The sequence below is a fragment of the Type-E symbiont of Plautia stali genome, from assembly GCF_059731115.1.
In genome coordinates this window covers 1,257,243-1,273,936 of sequence record NZ_AP035906.1, presented here as the reverse complement: position 1 = coordinate 1,273,936, position 16,694 = coordinate 1,257,243, and the positions used below count along the sequence as shown (strand labels likewise).

Here is a 16,694-nt window from a genome sequence, read left to right as displayed (position 1 = left end):
CTCGACTTACTTCGTGTTGTCGGTGGAGAAAGCCTGACGATGCAGGATAGCCGTGAACTCTTCCATAAAGTTGTCGTAGCCCTGCTCCAGCTTGTTGACGCGCTGGTTCAGACGGTTATACGCCATAACGGCAGGAATGGCCGCGAACAAACCGATGGCAGTGGCGATCAGCGCTTCGGCAATACCCGGCGCAACCATCTGCAACGTCGCCTGTTTCACCGCGCCAAGCGCGATAAAGGCGTGCATGATCCCCCACACCGTACCGAACAGACCGATATACGGGCTGATGGAACCAACGGTGCCAAGGAAAGGAATGTGGTTTTCCAGCGCTTCCAGCTCACGGTTCATTGAGATGCGCATCGCACGGCTGGCGCCCTCGACCACCGCTTCTGGCGCGTGGTTGTTAGCACGGTGCAAACGGGCAAACTCTTTGAAGCCCGAATAGAAAATTTGCTCAGATCCGCCCAGCTCATCGCGGCGTCCCTGGCTTTCCTGATACAGGCGCGATAACTCGATGCCTGACCAGAACTTATCTTCAAAGGCTTCGGCTTCGCGACCCGCCGCATTCAGGATGCGCGTGCGCTGAATAATGATCGCCCATGAGGCAATAGAAAAGCCGATCAAAATCAACATGATAAGTTTGACCAGAAGGCTCGCCTTCAGGAACAAATCAAGAACATTCATGTCAGTCACTGCTTGAACTCCGCGACAATAGACTTGGGAAGCGCAATCGGCTTCATTAGATGTGGGTTGATGCAGGCAATCAGGACTTCTGCTTCATTCAGCACTTTGCCTTCTGCATTCACGATACGCTGCGAGAACGTCATGGTGGCGCGAGTCATGGCGGTCACTTCACTCTGGATATCCAGAAGATCGTCAAGACGTGCTGCGGCAACAAAGTCTATCGTCATGCGTCGTACCACAAACGCCACCTGTTCTTCTAACAGGGCTTGTTGATTGAAATGGTGCTGGCGCAACATCTCGGTACGTGCTCGTTCATAGAAAGCAAGATAACTGGCGTGGTAAACCACACCACCGGCGTCGGTGTCTTCGTAATAGACCCGAACCGGCCAGCGAAACAGCGTTGTACTCACTCTACATCCCGGTCTCATTTTAAACGTTGCTACTATACGCAAGTGAGATCGGCTTGGGAATGGTCCGCCAGAGCCAGGAGAAAATAATTATCACACGTTAACAACTGGAAGGAATTTCAGGATATTTCTTGACCAGGCGCTGACATAAACTCACGTCAGCGCCCGAATAAAGCGGATAAAAACAGCCTCGGGGACTCAATGATAGAACCAATAGATTCCCAGAATGAGTACGATCATCGCAGGCAACGGTGAAAACACGGCTCGCCAACGCGTTTGCAATGGACGGAAGCCCGTACCATGAATCACGCCGGTGCACACCGCCCAAATCATCAATAATCCATGCCAGATGGCTAAGTCGCTCGTGCGGGCGGCAAAGCGTGACGGTTGCCAGATAACACAGCCCGCCAGCCACAGCGCCAGTATCAGCGAAAGGGCCCGTAACGGGCCCTTGTCCATCAGACGATACAGCGTCTGAATCAGTGTGCGCATCAGTGTTGTTTATCCTTTGCGCCACTCTCTTCTGCTTGCTCAATCGCCAGCGCCGTGATCACGCCAAACGCACAGGCCAGCAAAGTGCCAAGAATCCAGGCAAAATACCACATGCTCAATCTCCTTAATCAGTACAGGGAGTGCGTATTGCTCTCAATGTGTTCTTTGGTGATACGGCCAAACATCTTGTAATAACACCACGCGGTATAGGCGAGGATAATCGGGACAAAGATGATGGCGGCGAAGGTCATCACTTTCAGCGTCAGCAGGCTTGAGGTGGCATCCCACATGGTCAGGCTAGTGCCCGGCACGGTGCTGGAAGGCATAATGAACGGGAACATCGCGATGCCTGCAGTCATGATGACGCATGCCAGCGTCAATGAAGAAAAGACAAACGCCCAGGCGCCCTTCTCCATGCGCGAACAGAGCACGGTCAGCAGCGGCAGCACTACGCCAAGCAGCGGGAACAGCCACAAGATTGGCGTCTGCTCGAAGTTCACCATCCACGCACCGGCTTCACGCACCACTTCTTTGCCCAGCGGGTTGGATGCAGCGTGATGATCGATGACGCTTTTCACCACATAGCCATCTATTCCGTATTTCACCCACACACCGGCTAATACGAAGCACACCATCATCACCAGCGCACTGATTTGCGCGGTGCCGCGCGCACGCAGGTGCAGATCGCCGTTGGTACGCATCTGCAGATAGGTCGCGCCTTGCGTCAGGATCATCGCGACGCTGATCACGCCCGCCAGCAAGCCAAACGGATTGAGTAACTGGAAGAAGTTACCGGTGTAGAACAGACGCAGATACTCATCCGCATGGAAAGGTACGCCCTGCAGCAAGTTGCCGAAGGCCACGCCAATCACCAGTGGTGGTACAAAGCTGCCGATGAAAATGCCCCAGTCCCAGGTGTTGCGCCAGCGCATGTCCTCAATCTTCGAACGGTAGTCAAAACCCACCGGGCGGAAGAACAGCGAAGCCAGCACCAAAATCATCGCCACATAGAAGCCGGAAAACGCGGCGGCGTAAACCATTGGCCAGGCGGCAAACAGCGCGCCACCCGCAGTGATCAGCCATACCTGGTTGCCGTCCCAGTGCGGGGCGATGCTGTTAATCATGATACGTCGTTCGGTATCGGTACGGCCAAGGATGCGCGTCAGCATACCGACCCCCATATCAAACCCGTCGGTAACCGCAAAGCCAATTAGCAGCACGCCAATCAGCAACCACCAGACAAAGCGCAATACTTCATAATCAAACATGGTTGCTCTCCTTATCCACGAACGGGCTGAGCAGCCGCTTTCACGGTCTCATGATGGTAGCGGCCAGTCTTCAGGCTGCTGGGTCCCAGACGGGCGAACTTGAACATCAGGTACATTTCCGCCACCAGGAAAAGGGTGTAGAGACCGCAGATCAAAATCATTGAGAACAGCAGATCGCCAACGGTCAGTGAGGAGTTCGCCACGGCGGTCGGCAGCACTTCACCAATCGCCCACGGCTGACGACCATACTCAGCGACAAACCAGCCTGATTCGATGGCAATCCATGGCAGCGGAATACCGTACAGCGCCGCCTTGAGCAGCCAGCGGCTCTTACCAATGCGGTTGCGAATCACACTCAGGAATGACAGTGCGATAATGCCCAGCAGCAACACGCCACACAGCACCATGATGCGGAAGGCGAAATAGAGCGGAGCCACACGTGGAATCGAATCCTGTGTCGCTTTCTGAATCTGCGCTTCAGTCGCATTCGCCACATCCGGGGTATAGCGCTTCAGCAGCAAGCCATAACCGAGATCCTGTTTGCTGGCTTCGAACTGGCTACGCACCGCAGGATCTTTGCTGCCCGCGCGCAGTTCATTCAGCAACGCGTAGGCTTTCATGCCGTTGCGGATACGCACTTCATGCTGCGACAGCAGATCTTTCAGACCGGTGACCGGTGTATCCACCGATCGCGTCGCGATCAGCCCGAGCAAATACGGGATTTGAATCGCGTACTTGTTCTCCTGCGAATCCTGATCGGGAATACCAAACAGCGTGAAGGCCGCAGGTGCAGGCTGCGTTTCCCACTCGGCTTCAATCGCTGCGAGTTTGGTTTTCTGTACGTCACCCATTTCATAACCGGATTCATCACCCAGCACGATAACGGACAGAATCGCCGCCATGCCGAAGCTGGCCGCGATACCGAATGAGCGCTTAGCGAAAGCCACATCGCGGCCTTTCAGCAGATACCAGGCACTGATACCCAGCACAAACATCGCGCCAGCGGTGTAACCTGCCGCCACGGTGTGGACAAATTTCACCTGCGCAACCGGGTTGAGCACCAACTCGGAGAAGCTCACCATCTCCATGCGCATGGTTTCGAAATTAAATTCGGATGCGATCGGGTTTTGCATCCAACCGTTCGCCACCAGAATCCACAGCGCAGACATGTTAGAACCGAGCGCCACCAGCCAGGTGACCGCCAGGTGCTGGACTTTGCCAAGGCGATCCCAACCGAAGAAGAACAGACCAACAAAGGTGGATTCAAGGAAGAACGCCATCAAGCCTTCAATGGCGAGCGGCGCACCAAAGATATCGCCGACGTAGTGGGAGTAATATGACCAGTTGGTCCCGAACTGAAACTCCATGGTGAGACCGGTTGCGACACCCAGCGCAAAGTTGATACCGAACAACTTGCCCCAGAACTTGGTCATGTCTTTATAAATTTGCTTACCCGTCAGGACATATACGGTTTCCATGATCGCCAACAAAAACGCCATACCCAGCGTTAAGGGGACGAACAGGAAATGGTACATCGCCGTCAGGGCAAACTGTAAACGCGACAGCTCGACAATATCTAACATGATGACTCCTTGCTCCTCGCATGAATTTACTCTGCGGCTGACAACGGTAAACAACGAACATTGACGTGCAGAATAAGATCCAGGAACGACTGATTATTGATTCCAGTTTTATTACTGACAGAACAGAGAAATCTGTAGCCCGAAATGAGTGAGTAACAGTGTTGAAAATTTCCCGAAAAACCGATCGCTTCAATCTGTTTCGAGCAGGAGTGTGATGCAAGAAGGCGGCAGAATTGCGCTAACAACGCCTGGCTCAAACTCCTGAAAATTCGCGGAAAAGACTGAATTGATGCAGCGCAATTTATACCGTTTGTCGTGCGTGATGCCAGCAGTAAAGTTTGTTATATCTCACCCTTTATTGATCTGGATTAAGACAATATTTTTTCAGATATGTAGTGTTAGCGTTGTTGTTAATTAGTTGTCATGAACGCGTGATGCAATTAAGGAAATAATTACTTCTCCCGTATTTTTTTAACGTTAATACCGGATACTCAGGTTTAATTTCCCCTGTGAGATCACGCACATTTTCCTATCTTTACCTTACCAACTCAGTAAGCATAGCCGCAGATTTTATCTCCGTTACGGTTTTTCCCTGCTTTTTGTGTGACTCTGCACAGGGCGCTGTTGCCACTGGCTTCCCCTCCCTTTCAGGCATAAAAAAGCCACCCGAAGGTGGCTTCATGCGCATCCACAGTGATGACTTATTTGATTGGCAGAACTGCTTTAACGGCGTCGCCAATGTCAGCCAGGCTGCGTACGGTTTTCACACCGGCCGCTTCCAGCGCGGCGAATTTCTCGTCAGCGGTGCCTTTACCACCAGCAATGATGGCGCCTGCGTGGCCCATACGTTTGCCTTTCGGTGCAGTTACACCCGCGATGTAGCCGACAACCGGCTTGGTCACGTGCTCTTTAATGAAGGCTGCGGCTTCTTCTTCAGCGCTACCACCGATCTCACCGATCATGACGATCACTTCGGTCTGTGGGTCATCCTGGAACATTTTCAGGATATCGATGAAGTTTGAACCTGGGATCGGGTCACCACCGATACCGACGCAGGTTGACTGGCCGTAACCAATGTCAGTGGTCTGCTTAACGGCTTCATAAGTCAGGGTACCTGAACGGGATACGATACCGACACGGCCTGGCTGGTGAATGTGGCCCGGCATGATACCGATCTTACATTCGCCTGGGGTGATCACGCCTGGGCAGTTCGGGCCGATCATGCGCACGCCAGCTTCATCCAGCTTCACTTTCACGGTCAGCATATCCAGCGTTGGGATGCCTTCGGTGATGGTGATGATCAGTTTGATGCCTGCGTCGATGGCTTCCAGGATACCGTCTTTGCAGAACGGAGCTGGAACGTAGATCACGGTCGCGGTCGCGCCTGTGGCTTCTACCGCCTCACGCACGGTGTTAAACACTGGCAGACCCAGATGCGTGGTGCCGCCTTTGCCTGGCGTGACACCGCCAACCAGCTGCGTACCATAGGCCAAAGCCTGCTCAGAGTGGAAAGTCCCCTGGCCACCGGTGAAACCCTGGCAAATGACTTTGGTGTTTTTGTCGATAAGAATGGACATTATTTACCCTCCGCGGCAGCAACAACACGCTGCGCAGCGTCTGTCAGGCTGGTTGCTGCAATGATGTTCAGACCGCTGTCGGCCAGTTTCTTCGCGCCCAGCTCGGCGTTGTTACCTTCCAGACGTACCACTACTGGCACGTTCACACCCACTTCTGCAACTGCACCGATGATGCCGTCTGCGATCAGGTCGCAACGCACGATGCCGCCGAAGATGTTAACGAATACCGCTTTAACGGCATCGTCAGACAGGATGATTTTGAAGGCTTCGGTTACGCGCTCTTTGGTCGCGCCGCCGCCGACATCAAGGAAGTTAGCTGGCTGGCCACCGTGGTGTTTCACGATGTCCATGGTACCCATTGCCAGACCGGCACCGTTCACCATACAGCCGATGTTGCCATCCAGCGCAACGTAGTTCAGTTCCCACTGTGTTGCGTGTGCTTCACGTGGATCTTCCTGGCTTGGATCGCGCATTTCACGCAGCTCAGGCTGACGGAACAATGCGTTACCGTCGGCGCCCAGTTTGCCATCGAGGCAGATCAGGTCGCCCTGCTTGGTGATCACCAGCGGGTTGATCTCAACCATCGCCAGGTCGCGTTCCAGGAACATGGTCGCCAGACCCATGAAGATTTTGGTGAACTGGCTAACTTGCTTACCGGACAGGCCCAGTTTGAACGCCAACTCACGACCCTGGTATGGCTGAGGTCCGGCCAGCGGATCCAATGCCATTTTGTGGATCAGGTGCGGGGTTTCTTCCGCCACTTTCTCGATTTCCACGCCGCCTTCGGTGGAAGCCATGAAGATCACGCGACGGGTAGCACGGTCAACTACCGCACCCAGATACAGTTCCTGGTCGATGTCAGTCGCGGCTTCAACCAGAATCTGGTTTACCGGCTGGCCATCAGCATCAGTTTGGTAGGTCACCAGACGCTTGCCCAACCAATGCTCAGCAAATGCACGGATATCTTCCTTGCTGTTCACCACTTTCACGCCACCCGCTTTACCGCGGCCACCGGCATGTACCTGACATTTTACTACCCACGGACCTGCGCCAATTTTAGAGGCGGCTTCTTCTGCTTCACGTGGCGTAGCGCAGGCGTAACCAGTTGGAGCTGGCATGCCATAGCGAGCAAACAACTGCTTCGCCTGGTATTCATGTAAGTTCATGATGTTCTATCCATTCAGATATGAGTTTGGGCGCACCGTTGTGCGATGCGCCCGGCGAAAATTAGACGTCCAGCAGCAGACGTGCCGGATCTTCCAGCATCTCTTTCACCGCGACCAGATAGCCCACGGATTCACGGCCATCGATCAGACGGTGGTCATAAGAGAGTGCCAGATACATCATTGGCAGGATCACAACCTGACCATTGACCGCCATCGGGCGCTCTTTGATCGCGTGCATGCCCAGAATCGCGCTCTGCGGTGGGTTGATGATCGGGGTAGACATCAGAGAACCGAACACACCGCCGTTGGTGATGGTGAAGTTACCGCCGGTCAGCTCGTCAACCGTCAGCTTACCGTCACGGCCTTTCACCGCCAGTTCTTTAATTTTCTTCTCGATGTCAGCCATGCTCAGCGCATCAACATCTTTCAGCACTGGGGTTACCAGGCCGCGCGGCGTAGACACCGCGATGCTGACGTCGAAGTAGTTGTGGTAAACCACATCTTCGCCATCGATAGAAGCGTTCACTTCTGGATAGCGTTTCAGGGCTTCAACCACCGCTTTGATGTAGAAGGACATGAAGCCCAGACGCACACCGTGACGTTTCTCAAACGCGTCGCCGTACTGCTTACGCAGATCCATGATCGGCTTCATGTTGATTTCGTTGAAGGTGGTCAGCATCGCGGTGCTGTTTTTCGCTTCCAGCAGACGCTCAGCCACACGCTTACGCAGACGCGTCATTGGTACGCGTTTTTCGCTGCGGTTAGCCACAGCAGCCTGTGGTGCCGCGGCCGCTGCTGCAGGCGCCGCTTTCGCGCCGTCAGCTTTCTTCGCGACATGCTTCTCAACATCTTCACGCGTCAGACGACCGCCGACACCGGTGCCTTTAATCTGGCTCGCGTCGAGGTTGTTTTCAGCGATCAGGCGACGAACCGCTGGGCTCAGCGCATCGTTGCTCTCTTCTTCCAGAGACGCGGTTTTACGCTGTTCTGGTGTCGCTTCTTTCGTTTCTACTTTCGCAGAGGTCTCTTTACCACCGCTGTTGCCTTCCACCAGGCGGCCTAACAGCTGGCGCGAGAGCACCGTAGCGCCTTCGTCTTCCAGAATCGCTTCCAGTACACCGTCTGCTGAAGCAGGCACTTCAAGCACAACTTTGTCCGTTTCAATCTCAACCAGTACTTCATCGCGACTGACCGCATCGCCGGGTTTTTTGTGCCAGGTTGCAACCGTTGCGTCCGCTACGGATTCAGGCAAATCGGGAACCAGAATTTCTACGCTACTCATTTTCTTTCCTTTTAATTAACCAAGGTTCAGCGCGTCGTTAACCAGGTCTTGCTGCTGTTGTTGATGTACGGACATGTAGCCCACGGCTGGTGAAGCAGAAGCCGGACGACCTGCGTAACGCAGTGACGCACCGAAGGGAACCACTTCGCGGAAATGATGCTGACTGCAATACCATGCGCCCTGATTCAGTGGCTCTTCCTGACACCAGACGAAATCCTGCACATGTGCATAATTTTTCAATACGTCCTGCACCACTTTGTGCGGGAACGGATAGAGCTGTTCGATACGCACGATGGCGACATCGGTCTGCTCATTCTTGCGACGCTGTTCCAGCAGATCGTAATAAACCTTACCGGAACACATCACCACGCGTTTCACTTGCTTCGGATCCAGATCGTCAATCTCGCCAATCGCCGGTTGGAAGCTACCATTGGCCAGCTCTTCCAGGCTGGAGACCGCCAGTGGATGGCGCAGCAGCGATTTCGGTGACATCACAATCAGCGGACGGCGCATACCGCGCAGCGCTTGACGACGCAGCATGTGGTAAACCTGTGCTGGCGTTGACGGCACGCATACCTGCATGTTCTGTTCAGCACAGAGTTGCAGATAGCGCTCCAGACGCGCAGAGGAGTGCTCTGGACCCTGGCCTTCATAACCGTGTGGCAGCAGCATCACCAGGCCACACATACGGCCCCACTTCTGCTCGCCGGAGCTGATGAACTGGTCGATCACCACCTGAGCACCGTTGGCGAAGTCGCCGAACTGCGCTTCCCAAATGGTCAGCACGCGCGGTTCTGCGGTGGCATAGCCGTATTCAAAGGCCAGTACCGCTTCTTCTGACAGCACGGAATCCCAGACCTTGAACTGACCCTGGCCGTTATGGACATGGTGCAGCGGGGTATAGGTTGAGCCGTTGGTTTGGTTGTGGATCACCGCATGACGGTGGAAGAAGGTGCCACGGCCGGAGTCTTCACCCGACAGACGAACAGGAATGCCTTCATCTACCAGCGTGGCGTACGCCAGGTTTTCCGCGCCGCCCCAGTCAAATGGCTTGTTGCCTTCCGCCATCTCTTTACGGTCGTTGTAAATCTTCGCCACGCGCGACTGCACTTCGACGGCTTCCGGTACACTGCTGATGCGGCGCGCCAGCTCTTGCAGGCGTTTGTACTCAACCGTGGCAGGATAGTTTTCATCCCACTCGTGGTTCAGGTACGGCGACCAAGTGAAGGAGTGCAGGCTCATCGGACGCCATTCTGGCACCACGCATTCGCCTTCATCCAACGCATCACGGTAGAGATTGACCAGTTCGGTCGCATCTTCTAACGTCGCCACACCTTCGCTTTCCAGCTGATCGGCGTAGATCTTACGTGGCGTTGGGTGTTTCTTGATTTTCTGGTACATCAGCGGCTGGGTTGCACTTGGCTCATCCGCTTCGTTATGGCCGTGACGGCGGTAGCACACCAGATCGATAAACACGTCGCGTTTAAAGGTGTTGCGATAATCCAGCGCCAGGCGAGTCACGAAGGCCACCGCTTCTGGATCGTCCGCATTCACGTGGAAGATTGGCGCCAGCACCATCTTGCCGATGTCGGTGCAGTAAGGCGTTGAACGCGCATCTTTCGGGTTCGAGGTGGTGAAACCGACCTGGTTGTTAATCACGATGCGAACGGTACCGCCCACTTCGTAACCGCGCGCCGCAGACATGTTCAGGGTTTCCTGCACCACGCCCTGGCCGATCACCGCCGCATCACCGTGGATGGTGATCGGCAGAACTTTGTTGCTGCTTGGCTCAGCCAGACGATCCAGACGTGCACGCACCGAACCCATGACCACTGGGCTTACGATTTCGAGGTGTGACGGGTTAAACGCCAGCGCCAGGTGCACTAAACCACCTTCGGTTTCAACGTCAGACGAGAAGCCCATGTGGTACTTCACGTCGCCAGTGCCAAGGTGCTCTTTGTGTTTGCCGGAGAATTCGTCAAACAGATCCTGTGGCTTTTTACCCAGTACGTTGATCAGGACGTTGAGACGACCACGGTGTGCCATCCCCAGTACCACTTCACGCGTGCCGCTTTTGCCTGCATGGCGGATCATTTCGCGCAGCATCGGCACCAGTGCATCACCGCCTTCCAGTGAGAAGCGTTTTGCACCTGGAAATTTCGCGCCGAGGTATTTTTCCAGACCTTCAGCCGCGGTCAGCTCTTTCAGGAAACCTTTTTTCTCGTCGCTGCTGAATGACGCATGGCCGACCACCGATTCCAGACGCTGCTGAATCCAGCGTTTCTCATCGGTGTTGTTGATGTGCATGTACTCTGCACCAATCGAGCCACAATAGGTCTGCTGCAGCGCCGCGAACAGATCAGCCAGCTTCATGGTCTCTTTACCAATGGCAAAGGAACCTACGTTAAAGCTTTCCTGAAAATCGGCGTCGGTGAGATCGTGATAAGAAGGGTCAAGATCCGCAACCCGATCTTGTTTCCACAGGCCGAGCGGATCGAGGTTAGCGTGCTGATGGCCGCGGAAGCGGAACGCATTGATCAGCTGCAGCACTTTAACCTGTTTGGAATTAGTAGCCGGATCGGTGACTGAGGATGTGTAGCGGGTCGCATCTTTTGCCAGGCGGCGGAAGTAATCACGCGTGGTGGAGTGAAACTGCTCAGGTTTCACGCCAGTGCCGGGCAGCTGTTGGAACAGCTCGCGCCACATTTCATCAACTGAGTCAGGATCGGTCAGGAAATCCTCATAGAGTTGCTCTATGTAGGATTGGTTCGCGCCGGCCAGCCAGGAGGAGTCCAGCCAGGGTTTCATCGCGCTGTTCTGCATTGTGATCCCTTAAGCATTAATCTGCTTTTTATGAGGTTTCATTTGTTGCCGCTTTCGCGGCTTGCCGTAGTGAGTTCAGCGATACGAACCTGTGCGCAACCGGCGCCTGGCCCGTAAGGGAACCTTTATAAGCGTGGTCAGTACCGCGCTTATAAAGGCTTCCGTAAACTGCCGGGAACCTTAAGTTCCCGGACAGTGACTTCAGTGTGTTACGCCCCGCGTTGCAGCAGCATCGACTTAATATGGCCGATAGCGCGCGTCGGGTTTAGTCCTTTCGGGCACACGCTCACACAGTTCATGATGCTGTGACAGCGGAATACACTGAAAGCATCGTTCAGATTGTCCAGACGCGCATCGGTTTCGGTATCGCGGCTGTCGATCAGGAAACGGTAAGCGGCTAACAAACCTGCCGGACCGATGAACTTGTCCGGGTTCCACCAGAACGATGGGCACGAGGTCGAGCAGCAAGCGCACAGAATACACTCGTACAATCCATCCAGGTGCTCACGGTCTGCCGGGGTCTGCAGATGCTCGCGTGCTGGCGGATTTTCCCCATTATTCAACAGGAAAGGCTTAATCTTCTCATACTGCGTATAGAATTGTCCCATATCAACGACGAGGTCGCGGATCACCGGCAAACCAGGCAGTGGACGGATAACAATTTTCTTCGTGCCATTACCCAGTGCGGAGACTGGCGTGATGCAGGCCAGACCGTTTTTACCGTTCATGTTGAGGCCGTCAGAACCGCAAACACCCTCACGGCATGAGCGACGGAAGGCCAGCGTTGGGTCCTTCTCTTTCAGACGAATCAACGCGTCCAGCAACATCATGTCACGACCGTCTTCTGACTCCAGCGTGTATTCCTGCATACGCGGCTTGTCATCGACTTCCGGGTTGTAACGATAGATAGAAAATTCGAGTCTCATGATGATCTCCGCAATTAGTAGGTACGCGCTTTCGGCGGGAAGGCCGCACGCAGTTTCGGTTGCATGTTCACCTCACGGCGCGTCATGCTTTCCGTTTGCGGAACATAGAGGCTGTGACACAGCCAGTTAGCATCATCACGTTCCGGGTAGTCGAAGCGGCTGTGTGCGCCACGGCTTTCGGTACGGAAGTTTGCGGCGACCGCCGTGGCGTACGCGGTTTCCATCAGGTTATCCAGCTCAAGGCACTCGATACGCTGGGTGTTGAAATCTGGCGAACGGTCATCAAGACGCGCTGACTTCAGACGTTCACGAATCACTTTCAGCTCTTCCAGACCTTCACGCATCGCATCACCTTCGCGGAAGACCGAGAAGTTGTTCTGCATGCAACGCTGCAACGCTTTACGGATTTCAACCGGATCTTCACCCGTGGTGTTGTTTTCCCAGCGGTTGAAGCGCGCCATGGCGGCATCAATGTTTTCCTGCGTGGCTTCGCGCAGTTCACCCTGCTCTTCCAGACACTCCAGCAGGTGCACACCCGCCGCGCGGCCAAATACCACCAGGTCGAGCAACGAGTTACCGCCGAGACGGTTAGCGCCGTGTACTGATACACAAGCAATTTCGCCTACCGCGAACAGGCCCGGAATCACTTCGTCTTCACCCTGCTCATTCACGCGCAGCGCCTGACCGGTCACTTTGGTCGGCACGCCGCCCATCATGTAGTGGCAGGTTGGAATAACCGGAATCGGCTCTTTAATCGGATCGACGTGCGCAAAGGTACGCGACAGCTCAAGGATACCCGGCAGACGCGATTCCAAAACTTCTGCGCCCAGATGATCGAGTTTCAGCTTGATGTGCGGGCCCCATGGACCGTCACAACCACGGCCTTCACGAATTTCCACCATCATGGAGCGTGCGACCACGTCACGACCTGCCAGGTCTTTGGCGTTTGGCGCATAACGCTCCATGAAGCGTTCGCCGTGTTTGTTCAGCAGGTATCCACCTTCACCACGGCAACCTTCAGTGACCAGTACACCCGCACCGGCGATACCGGTTGGGTGGAACTGCCACATTTCCATATCCTGCACCGGCACACCGGCACGCAGCGCCATACCTACGCCGTCACCGGTGTTGATGTGCGCGTTAGTGGTGGACTGGTAAATACGGCCTGCACCGCCCGTTGCCAGAATGGTCGCTTTCGCTTTGAAGTAAACGGTTTCACCGGTTTCCATGCAGATAGCGGTACAGCCGACAATCGCACCGTCTTCATTTTTCACCAGATCCAGCGCATACCATTCGGAGAAGATGGTGGTTTTGTTTTTCAGGTTCTGCTGATACAGGGTATGCAGCAGTGCGTGGCCAGTACGGTCGGCTGCCGCAGCGGTACGCGCCGCCTGCTCACCGCCGAAGTTCTTCGACTGACCACCAAACGGACGCTGGTATACGCGGCCGTCATCAAGACGGGAGAAAGGCAGCCCCATGTGTTCCAGTTCCAGAATCGCTTCCGGACCGACGTGACACATATACTCGATCGCGTCCTGGTCACCGATATAGTCGGAGCCTTTGACGGTATCGTACATATGCCATTCCCAGTTATCTTCATGGGTGTTACCCAGCGCAACGGTAATACCGCCCTGCGCCGATACGGTATGAGAACGGGTTGGGAAAACTTTGGATAACAGGGCACAAGTCTGGCCCGATTGGGAGATTTGCAGAGCCGCGCGCATTCCCGCGCCACCCGCGCCGATCACCACGGCATCAAATTCTCTGACTGGCAAACTCATTTACACACCCCACACAACAACGATTCCATAAACGGCATACGACAACAGCGCGACCACAATCACAAACTGCAGCAGCAAGCGGGTTGCTACTGGTTTAACGTAGTCGGTCAGGACCTGCCACATACCAATCCAGCCGTGGACCAGAATCGAGAACAGCGTCAGTATCGTAAACACTTTCGTGAAGGCAGAGGCGAAGAAGCCGTGCCAGGCGTCATAGGTCAGGGTGCCGGTCATCACCACAAAACCAAGGAGGTAGATGATGTAGAGCGTCATTAAGATTGCAGCAGCACGCAGTAACAGCCAGTCATGAATACCGTTGCGTCCTAATGCAGAAGCATTGCTTACCATACGAGGACTCCAGCCAAAATTGAGAGCACGACAGTGATACCAAAAGCCGCCTGCGCGGAACGGGTTCCCACCTGCAGGGTTTCTTCCATAAAGCCAAAATCAGCCAGCATGTGACGAATACCGCCCACGACGTGGTACGCCAGCGCAGTCAGGATGCCCCACATGATGAATTTGGCGAAGAAGCTGTCCATGATGGAAGCCGCTTGCTGGAAGCCTTCAGGAGAAGAGAGAGAGAGACCCAGTAACCAGAGCAGTATTCCGAGAGCGACAAAGGTGATCACGCCGGAGACGCGGTGGAGAATGGACGATATTGCAGTAACGGGAAACCGGATCGTCGAGAGATCCAAGTTAACAGGTCTTTGTTTTTTCACGGTTTTGCCCACACAGCTCTTTTTTATTTTGCTTCCTCCGGACCTGAGTCGCATCAGAGCACAGCGCGTGTTCAGACTGCAACCGCCACCAAAAAAGCAACATCCAGTGTTAAGTGAAGCGAAAAAAACGCTGGGTGGCTCCTGGTGTCAGGATATTCCGGAGACCTGGCGGCAGTATAGGAGGATCACATTCTGATTACAATTCCCCTACAATCTCTTTGGTCACATTTAGGCTGAACAGTGATCCGACTCACGAATTTCACAATTCATACATTTTTAATTATCTGATTTGACAAAAGATCAACATTTCAGTTACAAACAAACGCATTAAAGCCCTATGATGCACAAAAGTTATGGGGATACACTTTCCCCTAAGCTCAAGTTATGTAACATTGCCTTTACGAGCAACACAAAGCATCAGGTTATTGGTTACCAAGAAGTTATGTCGTGACAGGATCTTTAACATCCGCGCTGTTCAGCATGTCATGCCCGAACGCCACCGACTGGCCCTAATACATCTCCCTGTAACCCTGCACGACAAACGTTACCGCAGAGTGATACTGTGAAGATTGTGGTTTTACACAACATGAAGGCTATTCTGGTGTCTAAGATCCTTACCTACTAAGGCGCTATGGAGACGAAAAATGACAGATAAAAAAGTGACGCTAACCCTACAAGATAATGCTTCCGTTGAACTGGATGTGATGCAAGGTACGCTGGGACAAGACGTTGTTGATGTCCGCACACTTGGCAATCACGGCCTGTTCACTTTCGATCCCGGTTTCACCTCTACTGCGTCATGCGAATCTAAAATCACTTTTATTGATGGTGATGAAGGCATTCTGTTACACCGCGGCTTCCCGATTTCCGAACTGGCAACCCACTCCAACTACCTCGAAGTGTGTTACATCCTGCTGAATGGCGAAGCTCCGACCCAAGCCCAGTTTGAAGAATTCCGCACCACCGTTACCCGCCACACCATGATCCACGAGCAAATCACCCGACTGTTCCATGGCTTCCGCCGCGACTCGCATCCAATGGCGGTAATGTGTGGTGTCACTGGCGCCCTGGCGGCGTTCTATCACGACTCCTTAGACGTCAACATTGAACGTCACCGTGAAATCGCTGCCTTCCGCCTGCTGTCCAAAATGCCGACCATGGCAGCGATGTGCTACAAATATTCGATTGGCCAGCCGTTCGTTTACCCACGTAACGACCTGTCCTACGCAGGCAACTTCCTGCATATGATGTTCGCCACACCGTGTGAAGAGTACAAAGTGAACCCGGTGCTGGAACGCGCCATGGACCGTATTCTGATTCTGCATGCTGATCATGAGCAGAACGCCTCTACCTCAACCGTGCGTACCGCCGGTTCTTCTGGTGCAAACCCATTTGCCTGTATCGCTGCGGGTATCGCTTCACTGTGGGGACCGGCACACGGTGGCGCCAACGAAGCTACCCTGCGTATGCTGGAAGAGATCAGCACCGTTGAGCACATCCCAGAATTCGTACGTCGCGCGAAAGACAAAAACGATTCGTTCCGTCTGATGGGCTTCGGTCACCGTGTTTACAAAAACTATGACCCTCGCGCCACCGTGATGCGTGAAACCTGTCACGAAGTGCTGAATGAGTTGGGTATGAAAGATGACCTGCTGGAAGTGGCGATGGAGCTGGAACATATCGCGCTGAACGACCCGTACTTCATCGAGCGTAAACTCTATCCAAACGTCGATTTCTACTCTGGCATTATTCTGAAAGCGATGGGTATTCCTTCTTCCATGTTTACCGTGATCTTCGCGATGGCGCGTACCGTGGGTTGGATTGCACACTGGAAAGAGATGCACGACGAAGGCATGAAGATTGCGCGTCCACGTCAGCTGTACACCGGTTACACCGAGCGTCCATTTAACTCGGCGCTGAAAAAGTAATCCACAGCTGAATGAGTGTGAAAAAAGGCTGCCATTTCATTGAGATGGCAGCTTTTTT

15 protein-coding genes are annotated in these 16,694 nt (G+C 54.0%); 1 reads left to right on the top strand and 14 read right to left on the bottom strand.

The genetic code is table 11. From position 1 onward, the window contains the following. Positions 1–6: 6 nt before the first annotated feature. The 14 genes from tolQ to sdhC all read right to left on the bottom strand — a co-directional run bounded on the left by tolQ (position 7) and on the right by sdhC (position 14,762). On the bottom strand, positions 7–693 hold the full coding sequence (gene tolQ, locus AC6I8L_RS05775) for a Tol-Pal system protein TolQ (protein ID WP_034829162.1): 687 nt from the start codon (positions 691–693) through the stop codon (positions 7–9). Next, positions 690–1,112, bottom strand: a complete 423-nt coding sequence (ybgC, locus tag AC6I8L_RS05770) for a tol-pal system-associated acyl-CoA thioesterase (RefSeq protein ID WP_202404442.1) — start codon at positions 1,110–1,112, stop codon at positions 690–692. Before ybgC ends, tolQ begins: the two co-directional genes overlap by 4 nt. A 177-nt stretch (positions 1,113–1,289) precedes the next feature. Continuing rightward, positions 1,290–1,583, bottom strand: a complete 294-nt coding sequence (gene ybgE, locus AC6I8L_RS05765) for a cyd operon protein YbgE (RefSeq protein WP_045833524.1) — start codon at positions 1,581–1,583, stop codon at positions 1,290–1,292. Then, positions 1,583–1,696 carry a cytochrome bd-I oxidase subunit CydX gene (gene cydX / locus AC6I8L_RS05760; protein ID WP_058962355.1) on the bottom strand — a complete coding sequence of 38 codons (114 nt, stop codon included), beginning with the start codon at positions 1,694–1,696 and terminating at the stop codon, positions 1,583–1,585. Before cydX ends, ybgE begins: the two co-directional genes overlap by 1 nt. 15 nt (positions 1,697–1,711) lie before the next feature. Beyond that, positions 1,712–2,851: a cytochrome d ubiquinol oxidase subunit II gene (gene cydB, locus AC6I8L_RS05755; RefSeq protein ID WP_058962354.1), complete on the bottom strand. Its 1,140-nt coding sequence runs from the start codon at positions 2,849–2,851 to the stop codon at positions 1,712–1,714. Positions 2,852–2,862: 11 nt separating this feature from the next. Continuing rightward, positions 2,863–4,434, bottom strand: coding sequence for a cytochrome ubiquinol oxidase subunit I (gene cydA / locus AC6I8L_RS05750; RefSeq protein WP_058962353.1), 1,572 nt, complete (start codon positions 4,432–4,434; stop codon positions 2,863–2,865). Positions 4,435–5,135: 701 nt separating this feature from the next. Next, positions 5,136–6,011 (bottom strand): succinate--CoA ligase subunit alpha, encoded by an 876-nt coding sequence (gene sucD / locus AC6I8L_RS05745; protein WP_034829155.1) that lies wholly within the window; start codon positions 6,009–6,011, stop codon positions 5,136–5,138. Continuing rightward, entirely contained in the window at positions 6,011–7,177 is a 1,167-nt protein-coding gene (sucC, locus tag AC6I8L_RS05740; RefSeq protein WP_034829153.1) for an ADP-forming succinate--CoA ligase subunit beta, read from the bottom strand. The genes sucD and sucC overlap by 1 nt, the downstream gene beginning before the upstream one ends. 61 nt (positions 7,178–7,238) lie before the next feature. After that, positions 7,239–8,459: a 2-oxoglutarate dehydrogenase complex dihydrolipoyllysine-residue succinyltransferase gene (gene odhB, locus AC6I8L_RS05735; RefSeq protein WP_034829152.1), complete on the bottom strand. Its 1,221-nt coding sequence runs from the start codon at positions 8,457–8,459 to the stop codon at positions 7,239–7,241. Between the two features lie 15 nt (positions 8,460–8,474). Then, the gene (gene sucA, locus AC6I8L_RS05730) at positions 8,475–11,282 is read right to left on the bottom strand and encodes a 2-oxoglutarate dehydrogenase E1 component (RefSeq protein ID WP_160832598.1); all 2,808 of its coding nucleotides are present in this window, start codon (positions 11,280–11,282) and stop codon (positions 8,475–8,477) included. 209 nt (positions 11,283–11,491) lie between these two features. Continuing rightward, a complete protein-coding gene (locus AC6I8L_RS05725) occupies positions 11,492–12,208 on the bottom strand; it encodes a succinate dehydrogenase iron-sulfur subunit (protein WP_034829149.1) in 717 nt (238 codons plus the stop codon). A gap of 14 nt (positions 12,209–12,222) precedes the next feature. After that, positions 12,223–13,989 (bottom strand): succinate dehydrogenase flavoprotein subunit, encoded by a 1,767-nt coding sequence (sdhA, locus tag AC6I8L_RS05720; RefSeq protein ID WP_034829148.1) that lies wholly within the window; start codon positions 13,987–13,989, stop codon positions 12,223–12,225. Beyond that, positions 13,990–14,337, bottom strand: coding sequence for a succinate dehydrogenase membrane anchor subunit (gene sdhD, locus AC6I8L_RS05715; protein WP_058962135.1), 348 nt, complete (start codon positions 14,335–14,337; stop codon positions 13,990–13,992). Next, the gene (sdhC, locus tag AC6I8L_RS05710; protein WP_176505733.1) at positions 14,331–14,762 is read right to left on the bottom strand and encodes a succinate dehydrogenase cytochrome b556 subunit; all 432 of its coding nucleotides are present in this window, start codon (positions 14,760–14,762) and stop codon (positions 14,331–14,333) included. Before sdhC ends, sdhD begins: the two co-directional genes overlap by 7 nt. Positions 14,763–15,352: 590 nt before the next feature. On the opposite strand from sdhC, the gene AC6I8L_RS05705 reads away from it, so the two are divergent. After that, on the top strand, positions 15,353–16,636 hold the full coding sequence (locus AC6I8L_RS05705; RefSeq protein ID WP_034829145.1) for a citrate synthase: 1,284 nt from the start codon (positions 15,353–15,355) through the stop codon (positions 16,634–16,636). Positions 16,637–16,694 lie beyond the last annotated feature (58 nt).

Bases quoted from the DNA above. Each gene is read 5' to 3' on its own strand.
- ybgC (WP_202404442.1), bottom strand. From the start codon at position 1,112: ATGAGACCGGGATGTAGAGTGAGTACAACGCTGTTTCGCTGGCCGGTT.
- ybgE (WP_045833524.1), bottom strand. From the start codon at position 1,583: ATGCGCACACTGATTCAGACGCTGTATCGTCTGATGGACAAGGGCCCG.
- cydX (WP_058962355.1), bottom strand. From the start codon at position 1,696: ATGTGGTATTTTGCCTGGATTCTTGGCACTTTGCTGGCCTGTGCGTTT.
- cydB (WP_058962354.1), bottom strand. From the start codon at position 2,851: ATGTTTGATTATGAAGTATTGCGCTTTGTCTGGTGGTTGCTGATTGGC.
- cydA (WP_058962353.1), bottom strand. From the start codon at position 4,434: ATGTTAGATATTGTCGAGCTGTCGCGTTTACAGTTTGCCCTGACGGCG.
- sucD (WP_034829155.1), bottom strand. From the start codon at position 6,011: ATGTCCATTCTTATCGACAAAAACACCAAAGTCATTTGCCAGGGTTTC.
- sucC (WP_034829153.1), bottom strand. From the start codon at position 7,177: ATGAACTTACATGAATACCAGGCGAAGCAGTTGTTTGCTCGCTATGGC.
- odhB (WP_034829152.1), bottom strand. From the start codon at position 8,459: ATGAGTAGCGTAGAAATTCTGGTTCCCGATTTGCCTGAATCCGTAGCG.
- sucA (WP_160832598.1), bottom strand. From the start codon at position 11,282: ATGCAGAACAGCGCGATGAAACCCTGGCTGGACTCCTCCTGGCTGGCC.
- AC6I8L_RS05725 (WP_034829149.1), bottom strand. From the start codon at position 12,208: ATGAGACTCGAATTTTCTATCTATCGTTACAACCCGGAAGTCGATGAC.
- sdhA (WP_034829148.1), bottom strand. From the start codon at position 13,989: ATGAGTTTGCCAGTCAGAGAATTTGATGCCGTGGTGATCGGCGCGGGT.
- sdhD (WP_058962135.1), bottom strand. From the start codon at position 14,337: ATGGTAAGCAATGCTTCTGCATTAGGACGCAACGGTATTCATGACTGG.
- sdhC (WP_176505733.1), bottom strand. From the start codon at position 14,762: ATGCGACTCAGGTCCGGAGGAAGCAAAATAAAAAAGAGCTGTGTGGGC.
- AC6I8L_RS05705 (WP_034829145.1), top strand. From the start codon at position 15,353: ATGACAGATAAAAAAGTGACGCTAACCCTACAAGATAATGCTTCCGTT.